Source organism: Comamonas koreensis, from assembly GCF_014076495.1.
In the GTDB taxonomy this organism is placed as follows: Bacteria; Pseudomonadota; Gammaproteobacteria; order Burkholderiales; family Burkholderiaceae_C; genus Comamonas; species Comamonas squillarum.
The window spans coordinates 248,594-263,048 of record NZ_CP043575.1 but is presented as its reverse complement, the minus strand read 5'-3'; the positions used below and the strand labels follow the sequence as shown (position 1 = coordinate 263,048).

Sequence of the window (14,455 nt, the reverse complement as noted above, 5' to 3'; positions counted from 1 at the left end):
GGCTTGCGGCAAATCAACCATGGGCTTGAGAATGATTTGCATTAAGAAATTATCATGGCAAGCATGGCACAAACCCGCTTGGCCCATGTTTGCTGCAGCAAGAAAGATGTTTGCGCATGCTGGGCTCCTTCAACACGCTCTACCGGCCTGGCCTGTGCGCGCCGCTGATTCCGCGATCAACGCCGAGGCGGAGCTGCGCGCGCATGTCTCGCGGCTGCGCGAGCTGCGCCCTGGCCTGAACCTGCACAGCGAAGACGGCTGCGACCCGCGCGACCAGACCGCGCAGGCCGATATCGATGCCGGGCTGCGCCTGGTGGTGTTGCTCGAAGGGCGTATCGATGTCTCTTACGGCCTGACCCGGGTGGCGCTGAGCCACCAAGGCGCAGGCGCCAGCGCCGCGCTGGTGTCGGTGGCCGAGCGCGAGCGCTTTGAGCGGCGGGCGCGCTCGGGCGTGTACTCGCGCCGCGTCAGCCTGGGGCTCACCCCTGCCTGGCTGGCCCAGGCTGGTGGTGGCGATGGGGCCGGCTGGCCCGATCTGCAGCGCTTCATGCACGAGCACCTGGCCACGCGCCAGTGGCAGCTGTCGCCGCGCGCTGCGGTGATTGCCGAGCAGATCGTGCACCCGCCCGGCTTGACTCCCCTGCTGCAGCACATGTACCTGGAGAGCCATGCGCTGGAGCTCTTGGGCGAGGCGCTGGCCACCGTGGGCGATTGCGAGGCCGCAGCGGCGGGCGGCAGTGCGGCGAGATTGCTGCCGCGCGAACACCAGCGGCTGCGCGAGTTGCATGCGTTTCTCGCCTCGGGCCAGGCCGATGCACTGTCGATGGATGCGATTGCGCGCCAGGCAGGCGTCAATGCCAGCACCTTGCAGCGCCAGTTCCGCAGCGTCTACGGCACCACGGTGTTTGAGTTTTTGCGCGAATGCCGGCTGCAGCGCGCCCGCCAGGCGCTGGAGCGCGATGGCATCACCGTGGGCCAGGCCGCGCTGCTGGCCGGCTACACCAGCGCCGCCAACTTTGCCACCGCCTACCGCCGGCGCTTTGGCCTGGCGCCCAAGCTGGCGCGGGTACGGGTTTAATCACTCGCCTTCCGGCTTTTAGCCTTGCTGCATGCCTGTGCTGCCGCTGGCGCAAACATCTTTGTTGGCCGCGCAAACCACGAGTCACCCCTGCAATGGAAGAATTCGATATTCGGTAATGAAAATCATTTGTCTTTCAAAAAAGGGGTGGTATGGCGATCCAGGCAGGGGAACAGGGGTGGCGTTTGCGCGCCGTGGCAGCGGCGGTGGCGGTGCTGGGCATGCAGGCAGGGGCCCAGGCGCAAACACAGGCTGCAGCGCAAGCGCCGTCGGAGCAGGATCCGACCTTGGCGACGGTGCAGGTGCTGGGCACGGCAGAAAGCGCCTGGAAGCAGGCGCCGGGCGTCTCGACCGTCACGCGCGAGGACCTGGACAGCCAGCCGAGCAATGACCTCGCCGATGTGCTGCGCCAGCAGCCCGGTGTGAACCTGACCAGCAACTCCAGCAGCGGCCAGCGCGGCAACAACCGCCAGATCGACCTGCGCGGCATGGGGCCGGAAAACACCTTGATCCTGGTCGATGGCAAGCCCGTCAACAGCCGCGGATCGGTGCGCTACGGCTGGCGCGGCGAGCGCGACACGCGGGGCGACATGAACTGGGTGCCGCAAGAGGCCGTCGAGCAGATCGAGGTGCTGCGCGGCCCCGCCGCTGCCCGCTACGGCAATGGGGCGGCTGGCGGCGTGGTCAACATCATCACCAAGGGCATCCCCGACAAGCTGAGCGGCAGCGCCACCGTGTACTACAACCAGCCAGAGGATTCGCGCGACGGCAGCAGCAGCCGCACCAGCTTTTCGCTCGCCGGGCCGATCTCCGAGCAGCTGGGCTTTCGCCTGAGCGGCAATGTCGACAAGACCGATGCGGACGCCTGGGACATCAACCAGGGCCATGCCTCGACCCGCACCGGCATTTATGCCGGCACCTTTCCGGCCGGCCGCGAAGGCGTGCGCGACCGCAACCTCTCGGGGCGCCTGAGCCTCAAGCCCGCAGCGGGCCACCGCATCGACTTCGATGCCAGCTTTGCGCGCCAGGGCAATATCTACGCGGGCGATACGCAAAACACCAACAACTACACGGTCGATGCGAATGGCAAGCTGGTGGCCACCTCGCAGCGCGTGCTCGATGCGCTGGGCACCGAGACCAACCGCATGTACCGCTCGACCTATGCCGTCACGCACAAGGGCGAGTACGACTTTGGCAGCTCCACCGCCTACCTGCAGTACGAAACCACGCGCAACACGCGCATGAACGAAGGCCTGGCCGGCGGTACCGAAGGCCTGTTCTCCAGCGATGCCTATGGCACCTCCAAGCTCGACATCCTGACCGCCCATGGCGAGATCAGCGCCCGAGGCCAATGGGGCAGCCTGCCCCATGTGATGACCCTGGGCGCCGAGTGGGTGGAGCAAAAGCTCAACGACAGCAACTCCGTCTCGCAAACCACGACCGAGGCCGGCAGCGTGCCGGGGGTGGACAACACCGGCCGCAGCGGCAAAGCATCGTCGCGCATTGCCTCGCTCTTTGTCGAAGACAACATCGAGCTCAATGCCAGAACCCTGCTGACCCCCGGCCTGCGCCTGGACCAGCACAGCGAGGTGGGCACCAACTGGAGCCCGTCGCTGAACCTGTCGCACTACCTGACGGACAAGGTCACGTTGAAGGCCGGTGTGGCGCGGGCCTACAAGGCGCCCAATCTGTACCAGACGAACCCCAACTACCTGCTCTACAGCCGTGGCATTGGTTGCTGGGGCGCGGGCGGCGCCTGCTACCTGATGGGCAATGCCGACCTCAAGCCCGAGACCAGCATCAACAAGGAGCTGGGCATCGAGTATGCCGACGAGGGCCTGCTGGCGGGCGTGACCCTGTTCCACAACGACTACCGCAACAAGATCGATGCGGGCATGACCCCGGTGGGCACCGCGACCGGCGGCACCGGCGCCTATGCCAATGCCGATGTGTTCACCTGGACCAATATCCCCAAGGCAGTGGTCTCTGGTGTGGAGGGTACGTTCAACGTCAAGCTCAGCCCCGCAGTGCGCCTGAGCAACAACCTCACGTACATGGTGCAGAGCAAGAACAAGACCACCGGCGAGCAGCTGTCCATCATCCCCAAGTACACGCTCAATTCACGCATGGAGTGGCAGACCACCAACGCCTTGCAACTGCTCGGCTCGGTCACCTGGTACGGCGGCCAAAAGCCCAACAAGCTCGACTACCAGGGCCTGCCGCTGACCGGCGAGGAAACCCGCCGCCTGGCCCCCTATGCGCTGGTGGGCGTGGGCGCGCGCTACAGCTTCAGCAAGGATGTCACCCTGACCGCCGGCATCAAGAACCTGTTTGACAAGCGGCTCTACCGCATGGGCAATGCCGTGGGCGTGAACAACCCGCGCACCATCTACGGCGCAGGGGCCGCCACCTACAACGAGCCCGGTCGCTCGTTCTACGCCTCGCTGACCGCCAAGTTCTGATCGGCGCCCATGCAAAATAGGCCAGCGGCATGCCGCTGGCCTTTGGCGTTAAAACCTGAACCCCGGATCAGGTCCCACCCACATAAGGATTGCTTTGGCGCTCGCGGCCAAAGCTGCTCTCGGGGCCATGGCCGGGGATGAACACCGTTGCATCGCCCATGGGCCACAGCCGCTGGGTGATGGAGTCGATCAGCTGCTGGTGGTTGCCCTGGGGGAAATCGGTGCGGCCAATGCTGCCGGCAAACAGCACATCGCCAACAAAGCAGCGCGTGATCTGCGGCGCATGGAAGACCACATGGCCGGGGGTGTGGCCGGGGCAATGGCGCACCTGCAGGGTCTCCTGCCCGATGCTGACCGTATCGCCATCCTGCAGCCAGCGCGTAGGTGTAAAGCTTTGCGCGGGTGGAAAGCCGAACATCTGGCTTTGCTGGGGCAGGCCATCGATCCAGAACTGGTCGCCCGGGTGCGGGCCAATGATCGGCAGGCCGCGCTGCGCGGCCAGCTCGCCGGCGCCACCGGCATGGTCGATATGCGCATGGGTGAGCCAGATGGCCTGGAGCTGCAGACCCAGGCGCGCGATCTCTGCCTCGATCCGATCCAGATCGCCACCGGGATCGATGACGGCGGCCTCCATCTGCTGGTCGCACCAGACCAGGGAGCAGTTTTGCTGAAACGCGGTGACGGGAATCGTGTGGTAGTGGAGCATGGTTCAAATCGGTGCCTGCGGCAACGCGCAGGGCTGGCGGATGCGGGGCGCAATCTGGCTATTGTGCGGCAAGCTGTGGTGGGCTTGGGGCTGGGCGGGGTTCGGAGCCGCAAGTGGCGGGCGCCGATTGGGGGATGGTTTGTAGAATCAGCACTTCGCCCCCTGCTTTCACCACCTATCTGGACTCTTGATGCCCCGCCCCCCTGCCTTGCCACGTTCGGATTGGGTGCTGCGCAGCCCGCCTTCCGACAGCATGGAGCGCATCGAGGCCTGGTTCCAGGGCCGGGCCTACGCGATGCACCGCCACGACACCTATGCGATAGGGCGCACCCTGGCGGGCGTGCAGAGCTTTCACTACCGGCGCGGCCGGCGCGACAGCCTGGCCGGCAGCACCCTGGTGCTCCATCCCGACGAGGCGCATGACGGGCAGGCCGGCACGGACGAGGGCTTTCGCTACCGCATGGTCTATGTGGAGCCTGCGCTGATCCAGGACATTCTGGGCGGCAGCGCGCTGCCATTTCTGGAGGGCGGCATCACCAACGACCCGGCGATATCGGCCGCTGCTGAGGTCCTGCTGCAAGGCGTGGGGGATATTGCCGAGCCGCTGGAGCAAAGCGATGCGCTGGTGCAGCTGGCCCACGCCTTGGCCGCTGCCACCGGTGGGCCCGGCACGCGGCGCGCCATAGGCAAGGGCGACTACCAAGCCGCCCTCCGCGCGCGTGACTATCTGCAGGCCCATGCCACCCGGGTCGTGGCGCTGGACGAGTTGGAAGCGGCCACCGGCCGCGACCGCTGGAGCCTGTCGCATGATTTCCGCATGTTCTACGGCACCAGCCCCTACCGCTACCTCACCATGCGCCGGCTCGATGCCGTGCGGCGCGGGCTGCTGGCGGGCCTGTCGCTGGCCGAGGCCGCCCAGGATGCCGGTTTTGCCGATCAAAGCCATATGACGCGGCATTTTCTCAAGACCTTTGGCATCACGCCGGGGCGCTGGCTGCAGGTCATGCGCCAGGCATCACGCCGCTGAACGCTTCCCCACAAACGTTCAATACTTTTGGGCGGTGCATTCTTAAGCTGGCTGCTGTTTTCAACACTTACAGCACCACCATGTCAGCACCTACCGAAACAGCTCCCACTCCAAGCCACCGTGGCCAAGGCCAGTCCATCGATCTGCAAGGCAAGATCGCATTGCTGCAGGGCCACTGGCAGCCGCGCGTGGTGGCAGAGATGAACGACTACCAGTTCAAGGTCGTCAAGATCGCTGGCGAATTTCTCTGGCACCAGCACCGCGACACCGATGAGACCTTTATCGTCCTCGATGGCCAGCTGCGCATCGACCTGCGCGACGCCAGCGGTGACATCCGCGCCATCCACCTGCAGGCCGGCCAAATGGCTGTTATCCCCCAGGGTATAGAGCACAAACCCTTTGCACAGGAAGAGGTTCAGCTGCTGCTGATCGAGCCGCGTGGGGTGGCGAATACGGGGGATGGCGAGGCGGGCGCGCGCACGGTGGCGAATGGTCTCTGGATCTGATCGCGGCCCAGCCATGGTCATGACTCGCATAGTAGATATGCAAGGCCCTAGGCAAAAATGCGCGTAGCCCAAATGGCTGCCCCGTGATACAAGGGGTTCAGCGCTGCAGCCATCGCCGGGCATACCGGCGCTCTGCAAGCCCGTTGATCCCTGAACCAGGAGCGCGCATCCATGTCCAGCATCTCACCGCCCACCGCGCCTGCGCCGCAGGCCGCGGCGTCTCCGCCCCAGTGTATCGGTGTGCCGCACGAGATATTTCCCGGTGAAAAGCGTGTCGCCACTGTGCCTGCGGTGGTCGACAAGCTGGTCAAGCTGGGCTTTCGTGTCAGTGTGGCGGCTGGCGCTGGCGAGGCGGCCAGTTTTGGCGACGAGGCCTACCGCGCGGCGGGCGCCCAGGTGCTGCCCAGTGCGGCGATCTGGGCAGGGGCTGACATTCTCTTCAAAGTGCGGCCCCCGACGCCTGAAGAGGTGGAATGGATGCATGCCGGCCAGATCCTGGTCGGCTTTGTCTGGCCCGCGCAAAACCCCGCGCTGATGGCGCAGCTGGCAGCCAAGGGGCTGACCGTGCTGGCCATGGATGCGCTGCCGCGCACCCTGAGCCGCGCGCAGAAGATGGATGCGCTGACCTCGATGGCGGGCGTCAGCGGCTACCGGGCGGTGGTCGAGGCTGCCCATGCCTTTGGGCGTTTTTTCAACGGGCAGATCACGGCGGCGGGCAAGGTGCCGCCTGCGCAGGTGTTTATTGCGGGAGCAGGGGTGGCCGGCCTGTCGGCGATTGGCACGGCGGTCAGCCTGGGCGCGGTGGTGCGCGCCAACGATACGCGGGCCGAGGCGGCCGACCAGGTGCTGTCGCTGGGCGGCACCTTTGTGCCGGTGGACTATGCCGAAGAAGGCGGTGGTGGCGGCGGCTACGCCAAGGTGATGAGCGAGGGCTTTCAGGCCGCGCAGCGCCAGATGTATGCGCAGCAGGCGGCATGGGCCGACATCATCATTACCACGGCCCTGATCCCCGGCAAGCCGGCGCCGCGCTTGATCACTGCCGAGATGGTGCAGGCGATGAAGCCCGGCAGCGTGATTGTGGACATGGCCGCCGAGCAGGGCGGCAACTGTGCGCTGACGGTGCCCGGCGAGGCCGTGGTGCGCCACGGCGTGACGATTGTGGGCTACACCGACCTGGCCTCGCGCCTGGCGGCGCAGTCCTCCACCTTGTATGCCAACAACCTGCTGCGCTTGACCGAGGAGCTGTGCAAGGCCAAGGATGGGCATGCGCTGGTCAACATGGAGGACGATGCGATCCGGGGCCTGACGGTGGTGTACCAGGGCAGCATCAGCTGGCCCGCGCCTGCGCTGGCGGCCGCACCCGTGGCCAAACCGGCAGCGGCTACTGCGGGAGCTGCGGGCACGGCAGCAGCCAGCCCGGCGGCTGCCAAAAAACGCGGCCACGGCCATGGCGCCGGCAGCCCCTTGCCGGCACGCACCCTGGCGATCCTCTTTGCAGTGCTGGCGCTGCTCTTCTGGCTCATTGGCGCCCATGCGCCTGCGGCCTTCCTGGGGCATCTGACGGTGTTTGTGCTGGCCTGCTTTATTGGCTACATGGTCGTCTGGAACGTGACGCCCGCGCTGCACACGCCGCTGATGAGCGTGACCAATGCGATCTCCAGCATCATCGCCATTGGCGCGCTGGTGCAGATGGCGCCGCCGGGCGTGGTGGGCACGGACCGGCCGGGGCTGCTGATCGGCGCACTGGCCTTTGTGGCGCTGGTGCTCACGGCGATCAATATGTTTGGTGGTTTTGCGGTCACGCGCCGCATGCTGGCCATGTTCCACAAATAGGCCACCGAGGTAGAACTGCATGACCGAAAGCCTTGCCACCGTCGCCTACCTGGGCGCTGCCATCTTGTTCATCCTCAGCCTGGGCGGGCTGTCACACCCCGAGACCGCGCGGCGCGGCAATCTGCTGGGCATGCTGGGCATGGGCCTGGCGGTGCTGGCGACCATTTTTGGCCCGCGCGTCTCGCAGTCCGGCGTCGTGGCCATTGTGGTTGCGCTGGTGCTGGGCGGCGGCATCGGCCTGTATGCTGCCAAGCGGGTCAAGATGACCCAGATGCCCGAGCTGGTGGCGCTGATGCACAGCCTCGTCGGCCTGGCCGCCTGCCTGGTGGGTTTTGCCAGCTATGTCGATACCTCGCACCCGCTGCAAGGCGCCGAGAAGGCCATCCATGCGGCCGAGATCTATATCGGCATTCTCATTGGCGCGGTCACGTTCTCGGGCTCGCTGGTGGCCTTTGGCAAGCTCAATGGCCGCATTGGTGGCAAGCCGCTGTTGCTGCCGGGCCGGCACCTGCTCAATCTGCTGGGGCTGGTGGTGGTGGTCGCGCTGGGCTGCTGGTTTGTGCAGAGCGCATCGCTGGGCCTGGGCATGCTGGCGCTGCTGGTGATGACCGCCATCGCGCTGCTGTTTGGCCTGCACATGGTGATGGCCATTGGCGGTGCTGACATGCCGGTGGTGGTGTCCATGCTCAACAGCTATTCGGGCTGGGCCGCAGCGGCCACGGGCTTCATGCTGGGCAATGACCTGCTGATCGTCACCGGCGCGCTGGTGGGCTCGTCCGGGGCGATCCTGAGCTACATCATGTGCCAGGCGATGAACCGCAGCTTTATCAGCGTCATCGCTGGCGGCTTTGGCAGTGGCGCGCCCACGTCCGCGGGCCAGGCAGGTGCGGCGCCCCAGGGTGAGGTGGTGGCGGTGACGGCGGCCGAAACCGCCGAGATGCTGCGTGAGGCCAAGCGCGTGGTCATTGTGCCGGGCTATGGCATGGCAGTCGCCCAGGCCCAGCACACCGTCAACGAGATCACCCGCACGCTGCGCGAGCGCGGCGTCGAGGTGCGCTTTGCGATCCACCCTGTGGCCGGCCGCATGCCCGGCCACATGAATGTGCTGCTGGCCGAGGCCAAGCTGCCCTATGACATCGTGCTGGAGATGGACGAGATCAACGACGACTTTCCCGACACCGATGTGGCGATGGTCATTGGCGCCAATGACATCGTGAACCCGGCCGCGCAGGACGACCCCACAAGCCCCATTGCCGGCATGCCGGTGCTGGAGGTCTGGAAGGCGCGCCAGTCGATCGTGATGAAGCGCTCGATGGCGACCGGTTACGCGGGCGTGGACAACCCGCTTTTCTACAAGGACAACAACCGCATGCTGTTTGGCGATGCCAAGCAGATGCTCGATGAGGTGCTGGCGACGCTCAAAAGCTGAGCGCTCTTACCATTCGAAGGCGGAGTCACTCTTGGGAAAGCGCTCGACCGGGCACTCGCCGCTGCGCGCATAGCGGTCGGCATAGTTGAAGCGGTAGGCCATCTCGCTGCCATTGCGGCAGGGCAGGCCGCCATACAGCCGGGCATAGGTCGCGCGCGCGCCACTGCTGCTGCGGTAGGTGTCTTCGCCCTTGAAGACCAGCTTGCCGTCCTTGTGCTGGATGCGCAGGGTGCCGTACGAGGCGTTATTGGGCGTCTCGTAATCGACCAGCATGTCCGCGCCCTGCTGGCCCAGCTGCGAGATGATCAGAAAGTTGGCGCGCTGCTCGGCCACCAGCTGCTCCCGGCTCAGCACCCGCATCGTGGCGGTGGACTGCAGCCGGGGTGCCAGTGCCAGGGCCTTGCCTTCGAGCACGATGATGGCGGCGGTATTGTCTGGTGAATCCCGCGTAGGCCCTGCCAGCAGCACCTTGGACAGGCGCTGGGCCAGCGCCTCCACCAGCTCCTGCGTGCTGTAGTCGGAGGCATTCTTGGCGCAGGCGGCCGTGCTGGCCAGCAGACAGGCCAGAAGAACAGGTACTGCGGTCATGCGCATGGAAGGCTCCCGAAGGGCGGTTGCAGCTCCCGGGACGGAGGCCGCAGGGACTGGGCGATGGGTTACAGCTGGAAGTCGTAATCGATGGTAATCGGGGCGTGGTCCGAGAACTTCACATCCTTGTAGATATGCTCCTTGCGGGCCAGCGCGGCAATCGCGGGCGTGGCCAGGTGGTAGTCCAGGCGCCATCCCACGTTGTTGGCATAGGCCTGGCCCCGGTTGCTCCACCAGGTGTAGCAGGCATCGGTGGTATCGGGCTGCAGCACGCGGTACACATCGACCAGGCCGCCGGTCTCGGTCTCTTTCTCCAGCAGCTGGGTCATCCAGCTGCGCTCTTCGGGCAGAAAGCCGCTGTTTTTCTGGTTGCTGCGCCAGTTCTTGATGTCGGCATTGGTGTGGGCAATGTTCACGTCGCCGCAGAGAATGAAGTCGCGCTCGGCGCGCAGGCGCATCAGGTGGGGGTGCAGCTCGGCCAGAAAGCGGTACTTGGCGGCCTGGCGGATCTCGCCGGAGCTGCCGCTGGGGAAGTAGCAGCTGATGATGGAGAGCTTGCGCGTGGGCGTGTCAAAGCGCAGCTCCACATAGCGGCCTTCGGCGTCGAACTCGTTGGGCGAAAAGCCGATCACCACATCGCTGGGCGCATGGCGGGTATAGATGCCCACGCCCGAGTAGCCTTTTTTCTCGGCAAACTGGAAATACCCGTTCATCTCATCGATGACGTCGAACTTGTCCAGCATATCCGCTTGCTGTGCCTTGATTTCCTGCACACAAATACAATCGGGCCGGGTTGTCTCAATCCAGGGGATCACGCCCTTGGTGGCAGCGGAGCGGATGCCGTTGAGGTTGAGGCTGGTTAATTTGAACAAGGATTGGGTCATGGTCGTTAGTCTCCCACAGTCAGGCGCGGATGCGCAGCTGGCGCAGGATTTTGTAGAGTTTGCCGTGGACGCGGGCGTGCTGCGCTTTGGGCAGTTCACCACCAAGGCCGGCCGCATCAGCCCGTATTTCTTCAATGCGGGCCTGTTCGATGACGGCGCCAAGATGGCGCGGCTGTCCGAATTCTATGCAAAAGCAATTCTGGCCAGCGGTGTGGCATTCGACATGGTGTTCGGCCCGGCCTACAAGGGCATTCCGCTGGCTGCGACCGTGGCCGTGGAGCTGGCGCGCCAGGGCAAGAACGTGCCCTTTGCCTATAACCGCAAAGAGGCCAAGGACCACGGCGAAGGCGGCAGCCTGGTGGGTGCGCCCCTCAAGGGCCGCGTGCTGATCATTGACGATGTGATGTCGGCCGGCACCGCCGCGCGCGAATCGATTGCGCTGATCCAGGGCGCGGGCGCCATCCCCCACGCCATGGCCATTGCATTGGACAGACAGGAAAAAGCCACTGAGAATGGCAAGGATGTGGCGCATAGTGCGGTGCAATATGTGCGTGACCAGCTGGGCATGCAGGTCTGCACCATCGCCAAGCTGGAGGACCTGCTGGCCTTTCTGGCCCAGGGTGCGGCCGCCGATTCGATGCGTGAACACCACAGTCAGGTGCTGGCGTACCGGGAACGTTATGGCGTTGGCAATTGATTATTAGAATTCGATAGTTTTGAATGATAAGGATCTGACGATGCGCAAGGACCGGTGTGCCGCTGCTTGGGCCATGGCGATGCTGATGCTCGCTGGCGCCAGCCATGCCCAAAAGTCCCCGTCTACGACCATGGTCTACAGCTGCGTCGATGCGGGCGGGCGCCGCCTGACGGCGGACCGGCCCATTGCCGCCTGCGCGGACCGTGAGCAGCAGGTCACGATGCCCGGCGGTGCGGTACGCACGGTCGGGCCTGCTTACTCCGAGCGCGAGCGCGCCGAGCAGGCCGCCCAGCAGCGCCGTGAGGCCGAAGAGCGCTACCGCGCCAATGACGGCAAGCGCCGCGAGCGGGCACTGGCGACCCGCTTCCCCAGCAAGGCCGCGCATGACGCCGAACGCGCTGAAGCCGTCGACGTGCTGCGCGCCCAGATCCGCATCGTGCAGGAGCGCCGCAGCTTCTTGCTGGAAGACCGCAAGAAGATCGACCAGGACATGGAGTTCTACAAGAAGGACCCGAGCAAGGCGCCCGCCCCGCTGCAGGCGCGCCTCGATGGCAACCGCCGTGACTTCAAGGAAGTGGACGAGCAGATCGCCACGATCAACGACGAGATCAAGGCCACCAATCTGCGCTTTGACGAAGAGGCCCAAAGCCTCAAACCCTACTGGAGCCCGGCTGCCAAGTAGCCGTGCGCACGCCCCCATGCCTCTTGACTCCCTCGCCCCAGGCCTGGCGCTGGCCGACGACCAGCGCGCGCGCTGCAGCTGGTGCATGGCCTCGCCCCTCTACCAGCACTACCATGACCATGAATGGGGCTTCCCCGTGCATGACGACCGCCGGCTGTTCGAGAAGATCTGCCTCGAAGGCTTTCAGGCGGGCCTGAGCTGGCTGACGATTCTGAACAAGCGCGCGTCATTCAGAGCCGCCTTTGCACAGTTTGATGCCCTGCAGGTGGCGCAGTTTGGCGCCGACGATGTGCAGCGCCTGCTGGCCGATGCCGGCATTGTGCGCCACCGGGGCAAGATCGAGGCGGTGATCAACAATGCCCAGCGCCTGGCCGAAGTGCAGCGCGAGTTCGGCAGTTTTGACGCCTACCTGTGGCGCTTTGCGCCAGCACCCGCCAGCCGCCCCGAGCGCATCACGCTGGAGGCCGTGCGCCAGATGGGTGTGCCGCCCGAGGCGGTCGCCCTGTCCAAGGACCTGAAAAAACGCGGCTGGAAGTTTGTCGGCCCGACCACGGTCTATGCCTTCATGCAGGCCATGGGCATGGTCAATGACCATCTGCAGGGCTGCCATGTGCGCGATGGCCAGCCGGCGGGCTGAGCGCTGTTGCGCTACAGCCCAGCCAGTTCGCTGACCAGCAGCGAATAGCGCTGCAGCGATACATACGCTCCATCGCGCTTGCTGCAGTCGCGCAGCAGGCCTTCGTGGCAAAAGCCCAGGCGGTCCAGCAGCCGGGTCGATGCCGCATTGCCAGGCTCCACATAGGCCACCACGCTGTGCAAGTCCAGACGCGCAAAGGCGCTGGGCAGCCACTGGCGCAGCGCCTGGTCCATCCAACCCTGGCCCCAGTGGTCGGGCAGCAGCCAGTAGCCCAGATCGGCGCTGTCGGCTTCGTCGTCATGGTCGTAGAGGCCGACGGCCGCGATGACGGCGCCATCGAGCAGCACCGCCTGCCACCAGCCGCTGCCCTCACTGGCGACGGACGCATACCAATCGAGTTGCTCCTGCGCAATCGCGCGGGCATCGCTGTGCTCTGTTTCCAGCCCGTAGAACGCGGTCAGCCGCGCATCACCCATCGCATGGGCGACGACGAACAGGTCGGCGGGGGAGAAATCGCGGAAATGGAGGCGTTCGGGCTGCAGCATGGTGCAAGCCTAGCACCGCTGGGCGGCGGTGCTGTGCGACAGGGAAGAGGGGGAGGTGAAACAGCCGTTAAGCCGCTACATGCCAGCGGGCGGGCTGGTGGCTGCCAACGGTCTGTATGCCCAGCAGCGCCGCGTTGCGCTGCAATACGGCTTCAAACTGTGCGCCGCTGGCGCCGATCTGCTCGGCAGCGCCATCCCAGTAGTCGTCGGCAATCTGGGCGGCCGTGAAGTCGCGGTGCGTGAACTTCTGCACAATATTGCGCAGCTTGTCGAGGTTGATGCTGTCGATATCGGTCATGGCAAGCCTCCAACTCAGATGTAAACACCAGTGTCGCGCAAATGGGGCGGCTGTCAATCGGCAATCGCCACCAAACCGGTGCTTTGAACAGGTTCTTAGCCGCGCATGGCCGCTGTGCTGCGCAGCAGGCGCTGCACCAGGAGCGCGCCCACCCAGGCAATGCCGCCAATCCACAGCGGCACCAGCACATAGCTGGGTGCGCGGGCCCACTGGCCCAGTTCGTCCAGCTCCCTCAGCGGCCACAAGGCCAGCGCCAAGCCGCAGGCCCACCAGGCCAGCGCCAACAGCGCAAAGGCCCAGGGCAGCCAGGCGGGGCCGCCACCTGCTGCGCGCTGCCGGGTGGGGCGGTTTTGCACAAACATCCACAGCACGGCGGCGAGCACCAGCAGCAAGGACAGGCCCAGGGCCACCGGCCACCACAGGGCCAGCGGCAAAAAGGCCAGAGTCAGCGAATCCATGGCAGGCCCGGCCTTTATTCCTTGTTGCAGAGCATGGAGTCAGCCAGGCTGCCCACGGTCACGCGCAGGTTCTTGCCCTTGTGGGCCTGCACCGCCCAGGTGTCGCTCAAATCTTCGGGCACCAGATCCTTGTCTTGCATCAGCTCGGGCTTCTTGTGCTCGGAGCGGTCCTGCTTGACCACCTCGGGCACGATCATCGTGATGGTGCTGCCGTCCATGCGCCACTGGCCCGTGCCTTGCAGCACAAAGCGGTATTGCTGGTCGGTGCTGGGCATGTCATAGACCAAAAAGGCCTGCGAGCGCAGGCTGTGGTCGGGGTTGAACTGGTTGGTATAGGTAAAGCTGGCGCTGTCCTTGCCCATGCTGATCTGGAACTGGCATTCCCAGACGCCGGCCAGGTCGGCTTCGCTGATGCTGGCCGCCGCAGGTGACGGGGCCTGCGGTGCCGGTTTGTCTGCGGGAGCCTGCTGGGGCGCACGTGGCGCCGGTTGGGCCTCTTTTTTGGAGGGCCAGAGGCTGGAGCAGGCGGCCAGGCCGGGGACCAGCAGCAGACAGAACGTGGTGCGGAAGAGGGGAGTCAATGGCATCTGCGCACTCTACCAAAATCCGGTAAAGCCGCGGCCCG

16 protein-coding genes are annotated in these 14,455 nt (G+C 65.4%); 9 read left to right on the top strand and 7 right to left on the bottom strand.

Going from position 1 to position 14,455, the window contains the following annotated elements:
* Nucleotides 1–154 precede the first annotated feature (154 nt).
* Both F0Q04_RS01290 and F0Q04_RS01285 read left to right on the top strand, forming a co-directional pair.
* Nucleotides 155–1,078, top strand: coding sequence for a helix-turn-helix transcriptional regulator (locus tag F0Q04_RS01290; protein ID WP_232539473.1), 924 nt, complete (start codon nucleotides 155–157; stop codon nucleotides 1,076–1,078).
* Between the two features lie 152 nt (nucleotides 1,079–1,230).
* Nucleotides 1,231–3,540: a TonB-dependent siderophore receptor gene (locus F0Q04_RS01285; protein ID WP_182344062.1), complete on the top strand. Its 2,310-nt coding sequence runs from the start codon at nucleotides 1,231–1,233 to the stop codon at nucleotides 3,538–3,540.
* Nucleotides 3,541–3,607: 67 nt separating this feature from the next.
* Here the strand turns inward: F0Q04_RS01285 and F0Q04_RS01280 are convergent, their stop codons facing one another.
* On the bottom strand, nucleotides 3,608–4,246 hold the full coding sequence (locus tag F0Q04_RS01280) for an MBL fold metallo-hydrolase (protein ID WP_116926770.1): 639 nt from the start codon (nucleotides 4,244–4,246) through the stop codon (nucleotides 3,608–3,610).
* A 190-nt stretch (nucleotides 4,247–4,436) separates the two neighbouring features.
* Between F0Q04_RS01280 and F0Q04_RS01275 the strand changes: the two genes are divergently transcribed.
* The 4 genes from F0Q04_RS01275 (at nucleotide 4,437) to pntB (ending at nucleotide 9,041) form a co-directional block, all read left to right on the top strand.
* Nucleotides 4,437–5,273, top strand: coding sequence for an AraC family transcriptional regulator (locus F0Q04_RS01275; protein WP_182344060.1), 837 nt, complete (start codon nucleotides 4,437–4,439; stop codon nucleotides 5,271–5,273).
* Nucleotides 5,274–5,353: 80 nt separating this feature from the next.
* Complete coding sequence (locus tag F0Q04_RS01270; protein WP_182344058.1) at nucleotides 5,354–5,779, top strand: cupin domain-containing protein; 426 nt, start codon at nucleotides 5,354–5,356, stop codon at nucleotides 5,777–5,779.
* 171 nt (nucleotides 5,780–5,950) lie between these two features.
* Complete coding sequence (locus F0Q04_RS01265) at nucleotides 5,951–7,612, top strand: Re/Si-specific NAD(P)(+) transhydrogenase subunit alpha (protein WP_182344056.1); 1,662 nt, start codon at nucleotides 5,951–5,953, stop codon at nucleotides 7,610–7,612.
* Between the two features lie 19 nt (nucleotides 7,613–7,631).
* A complete protein-coding gene (gene pntB, locus F0Q04_RS01260) occupies nucleotides 7,632–9,041 on the top strand; it encodes a Re/Si-specific NAD(P)(+) transhydrogenase subunit beta (RefSeq protein ID WP_182344054.1) in 1,410 nt (469 codons plus the stop codon).
* Nucleotides 9,042–9,047: 6 nt separating this feature from the next.
* Here the strand turns inward: pntB and F0Q04_RS01255 are convergent, their stop codons facing one another.
* Nucleotides 9,048–9,635 carry a hypothetical protein gene (locus F0Q04_RS01255; protein WP_116926776.1) on the bottom strand — a complete coding sequence of 196 codons (588 nt, stop codon included), beginning with the start codon at nucleotides 9,633–9,635 and terminating at the stop codon, nucleotides 9,048–9,050.
* 62 nt (nucleotides 9,636–9,697) lie between these two features.
* Nucleotides 9,698–10,501 (bottom strand): exodeoxyribonuclease III, encoded by an 804-nt coding sequence (locus tag F0Q04_RS01250; protein ID WP_182345519.1) that lies wholly within the window; start codon nucleotides 10,499–10,501, stop codon nucleotides 9,698–9,700.
* A gap of 10 nt (nucleotides 10,502–10,511) precedes the next feature.
* Here F0Q04_RS01250 and pyrE point away from each other — a divergent pair, with 10 nt between their 5' ends.
* Genes pyrE through F0Q04_RS01235 form a run of 3 tightly spaced genes read left to right on the top strand, consistent with a single transcriptional unit; the run spans nucleotide 10,512 to nucleotide 12,529 of the window.
* Complete coding sequence (gene pyrE, locus F0Q04_RS01245; protein ID WP_021026826.1) at nucleotides 10,512–11,210, top strand: orotate phosphoribosyltransferase; 699 nt, start codon at nucleotides 10,512–10,514, stop codon at nucleotides 11,208–11,210.
* Nucleotides 11,211–11,250: 40 nt separating this feature from the next.
* Complete coding sequence (locus F0Q04_RS01240; RefSeq protein WP_133248180.1) at nucleotides 11,251–11,892, top strand: DUF4124 domain-containing protein; 642 nt, start codon at nucleotides 11,251–11,253, stop codon at nucleotides 11,890–11,892.
* 16 nt (nucleotides 11,893–11,908) lie between these two features.
* Nucleotides 11,909–12,529 (top strand): DNA-3-methyladenine glycosylase I, encoded by a 621-nt coding sequence (locus tag F0Q04_RS01235; protein ID WP_116926778.1) that lies wholly within the window; start codon nucleotides 11,909–11,911, stop codon nucleotides 12,527–12,529.
* Nucleotides 12,530–12,540: 11 nt separating this feature from the next.
* On the opposite strand, the gene F0Q04_RS01230 is transcribed toward F0Q04_RS01235, so the two are convergent.
* The 4 genes from F0Q04_RS01230 to F0Q04_RS01215 form a co-directional block, all read right to left on the bottom strand.
* Nucleotides 12,541–13,074 (bottom strand): GNAT family N-acetyltransferase, encoded by a 534-nt coding sequence (locus F0Q04_RS01230; protein ID WP_182344052.1) that lies wholly within the window; start codon nucleotides 13,072–13,074, stop codon nucleotides 12,541–12,543.
* Nucleotides 13,075–13,141: 67 nt separating this feature from the next.
* Entirely contained in the window at nucleotides 13,142–13,372 is a 231-nt protein-coding gene (locus F0Q04_RS01225; protein ID WP_021026822.1) for a hypothetical protein, read from the bottom strand.
* 95 nt (nucleotides 13,373–13,467) lie between these two features.
* Complete coding sequence (locus F0Q04_RS01220) at nucleotides 13,468–13,830, bottom strand: hypothetical protein (protein WP_116926780.1); 363 nt, start codon at nucleotides 13,828–13,830, stop codon at nucleotides 13,468–13,470.
* A gap of 14 nt (nucleotides 13,831–13,844) precedes the next feature.
* The gene (locus F0Q04_RS01215) at nucleotides 13,845–14,417 is read right to left on the bottom strand and encodes a hypothetical protein (RefSeq protein WP_133248181.1); all 573 of its coding nucleotides are present in this window, start codon (nucleotides 14,415–14,417) and stop codon (nucleotides 13,845–13,847) included.
* Nucleotides 14,418–14,455: the final 38 nt, after the last annotated feature.

What these genes read in the sequence shown, in the direction of transcription:
- pntB (WP_182344054.1), top strand. Translation starts at nt 7,632, where the DNA reads ATGACCGAAAGCCTTGCCACCGTCGCCTACCTGGGCGCTGCCATCTTG.
- F0Q04_RS01285 (WP_182344062.1), top strand. Translation starts at nt 1,231, where the DNA reads ATGGCGATCCAGGCAGGGGAACAGGGGTGGCGTTTGCGCGCCGTGGCA.
- F0Q04_RS01280 (WP_116926770.1), bottom strand. Translation starts at nt 4,246, where the DNA reads ATGCTCCACTACCACACGATTCCCGTCACCGCGTTTCAGCAAAACTGC.
- F0Q04_RS01230 (WP_182344052.1), bottom strand. Translation starts at nt 13,074, where the DNA reads ATGCTGCAGCCCGAACGCCTCCATTTCCGCGATTTCTCCCCCGCCGAC.
- F0Q04_RS01220 (WP_116926780.1), bottom strand. Translation starts at nt 13,830, where the DNA reads ATGGATTCGCTGACTCTGGCCTTTTTGCCGCTGGCCCTGTGGTGGCCG.
- F0Q04_RS01255 (WP_116926776.1), bottom strand. Translation starts at nt 9,635, where the DNA reads ATGCGCATGACCGCAGTACCTGTTCTTCTGGCCTGTCTGCTGGCCAGC.
- F0Q04_RS01215 (WP_133248181.1), bottom strand. Translation starts at nt 14,417, where the DNA reads ATGCCATTGACTCCCCTCTTCCGCACCACGTTCTGTCTGCTGCTGGTC.
- F0Q04_RS01225 (WP_021026822.1), bottom strand. Translation starts at nt 13,372, where the DNA reads ATGACCGATATCGACAGCATCAACCTCGACAAGCTGCGCAATATTGTG.
- F0Q04_RS01270 (WP_182344058.1), top strand. Translation starts at nt 5,354, where the DNA reads ATGTCAGCACCTACCGAAACAGCTCCCACTCCAAGCCACCGTGGCCAA.
- F0Q04_RS01240 (WP_133248180.1), top strand. Translation starts at nt 11,251, where the DNA reads ATGCGCAAGGACCGGTGTGCCGCTGCTTGGGCCATGGCGATGCTGATG.
- pyrE (WP_021026826.1), top strand. Translation starts at nt 10,512, where the DNA reads ATGGTCGTTAGTCTCCCACAGTCAGGCGCGGATGCGCAGCTGGCGCAG.
- F0Q04_RS01275 (WP_182344060.1), top strand. Translation starts at nt 4,437, where the DNA reads ATGCCCCGCCCCCCTGCCTTGCCACGTTCGGATTGGGTGCTGCGCAGC.
- F0Q04_RS01265 (WP_182344056.1), top strand. Translation starts at nt 5,951, where the DNA reads ATGTCCAGCATCTCACCGCCCACCGCGCCTGCGCCGCAGGCCGCGGCG.
- F0Q04_RS01235 (WP_116926778.1), top strand. Translation starts at nt 11,909, where the DNA reads ATGCCTCTTGACTCCCTCGCCCCAGGCCTGGCGCTGGCCGACGACCAG.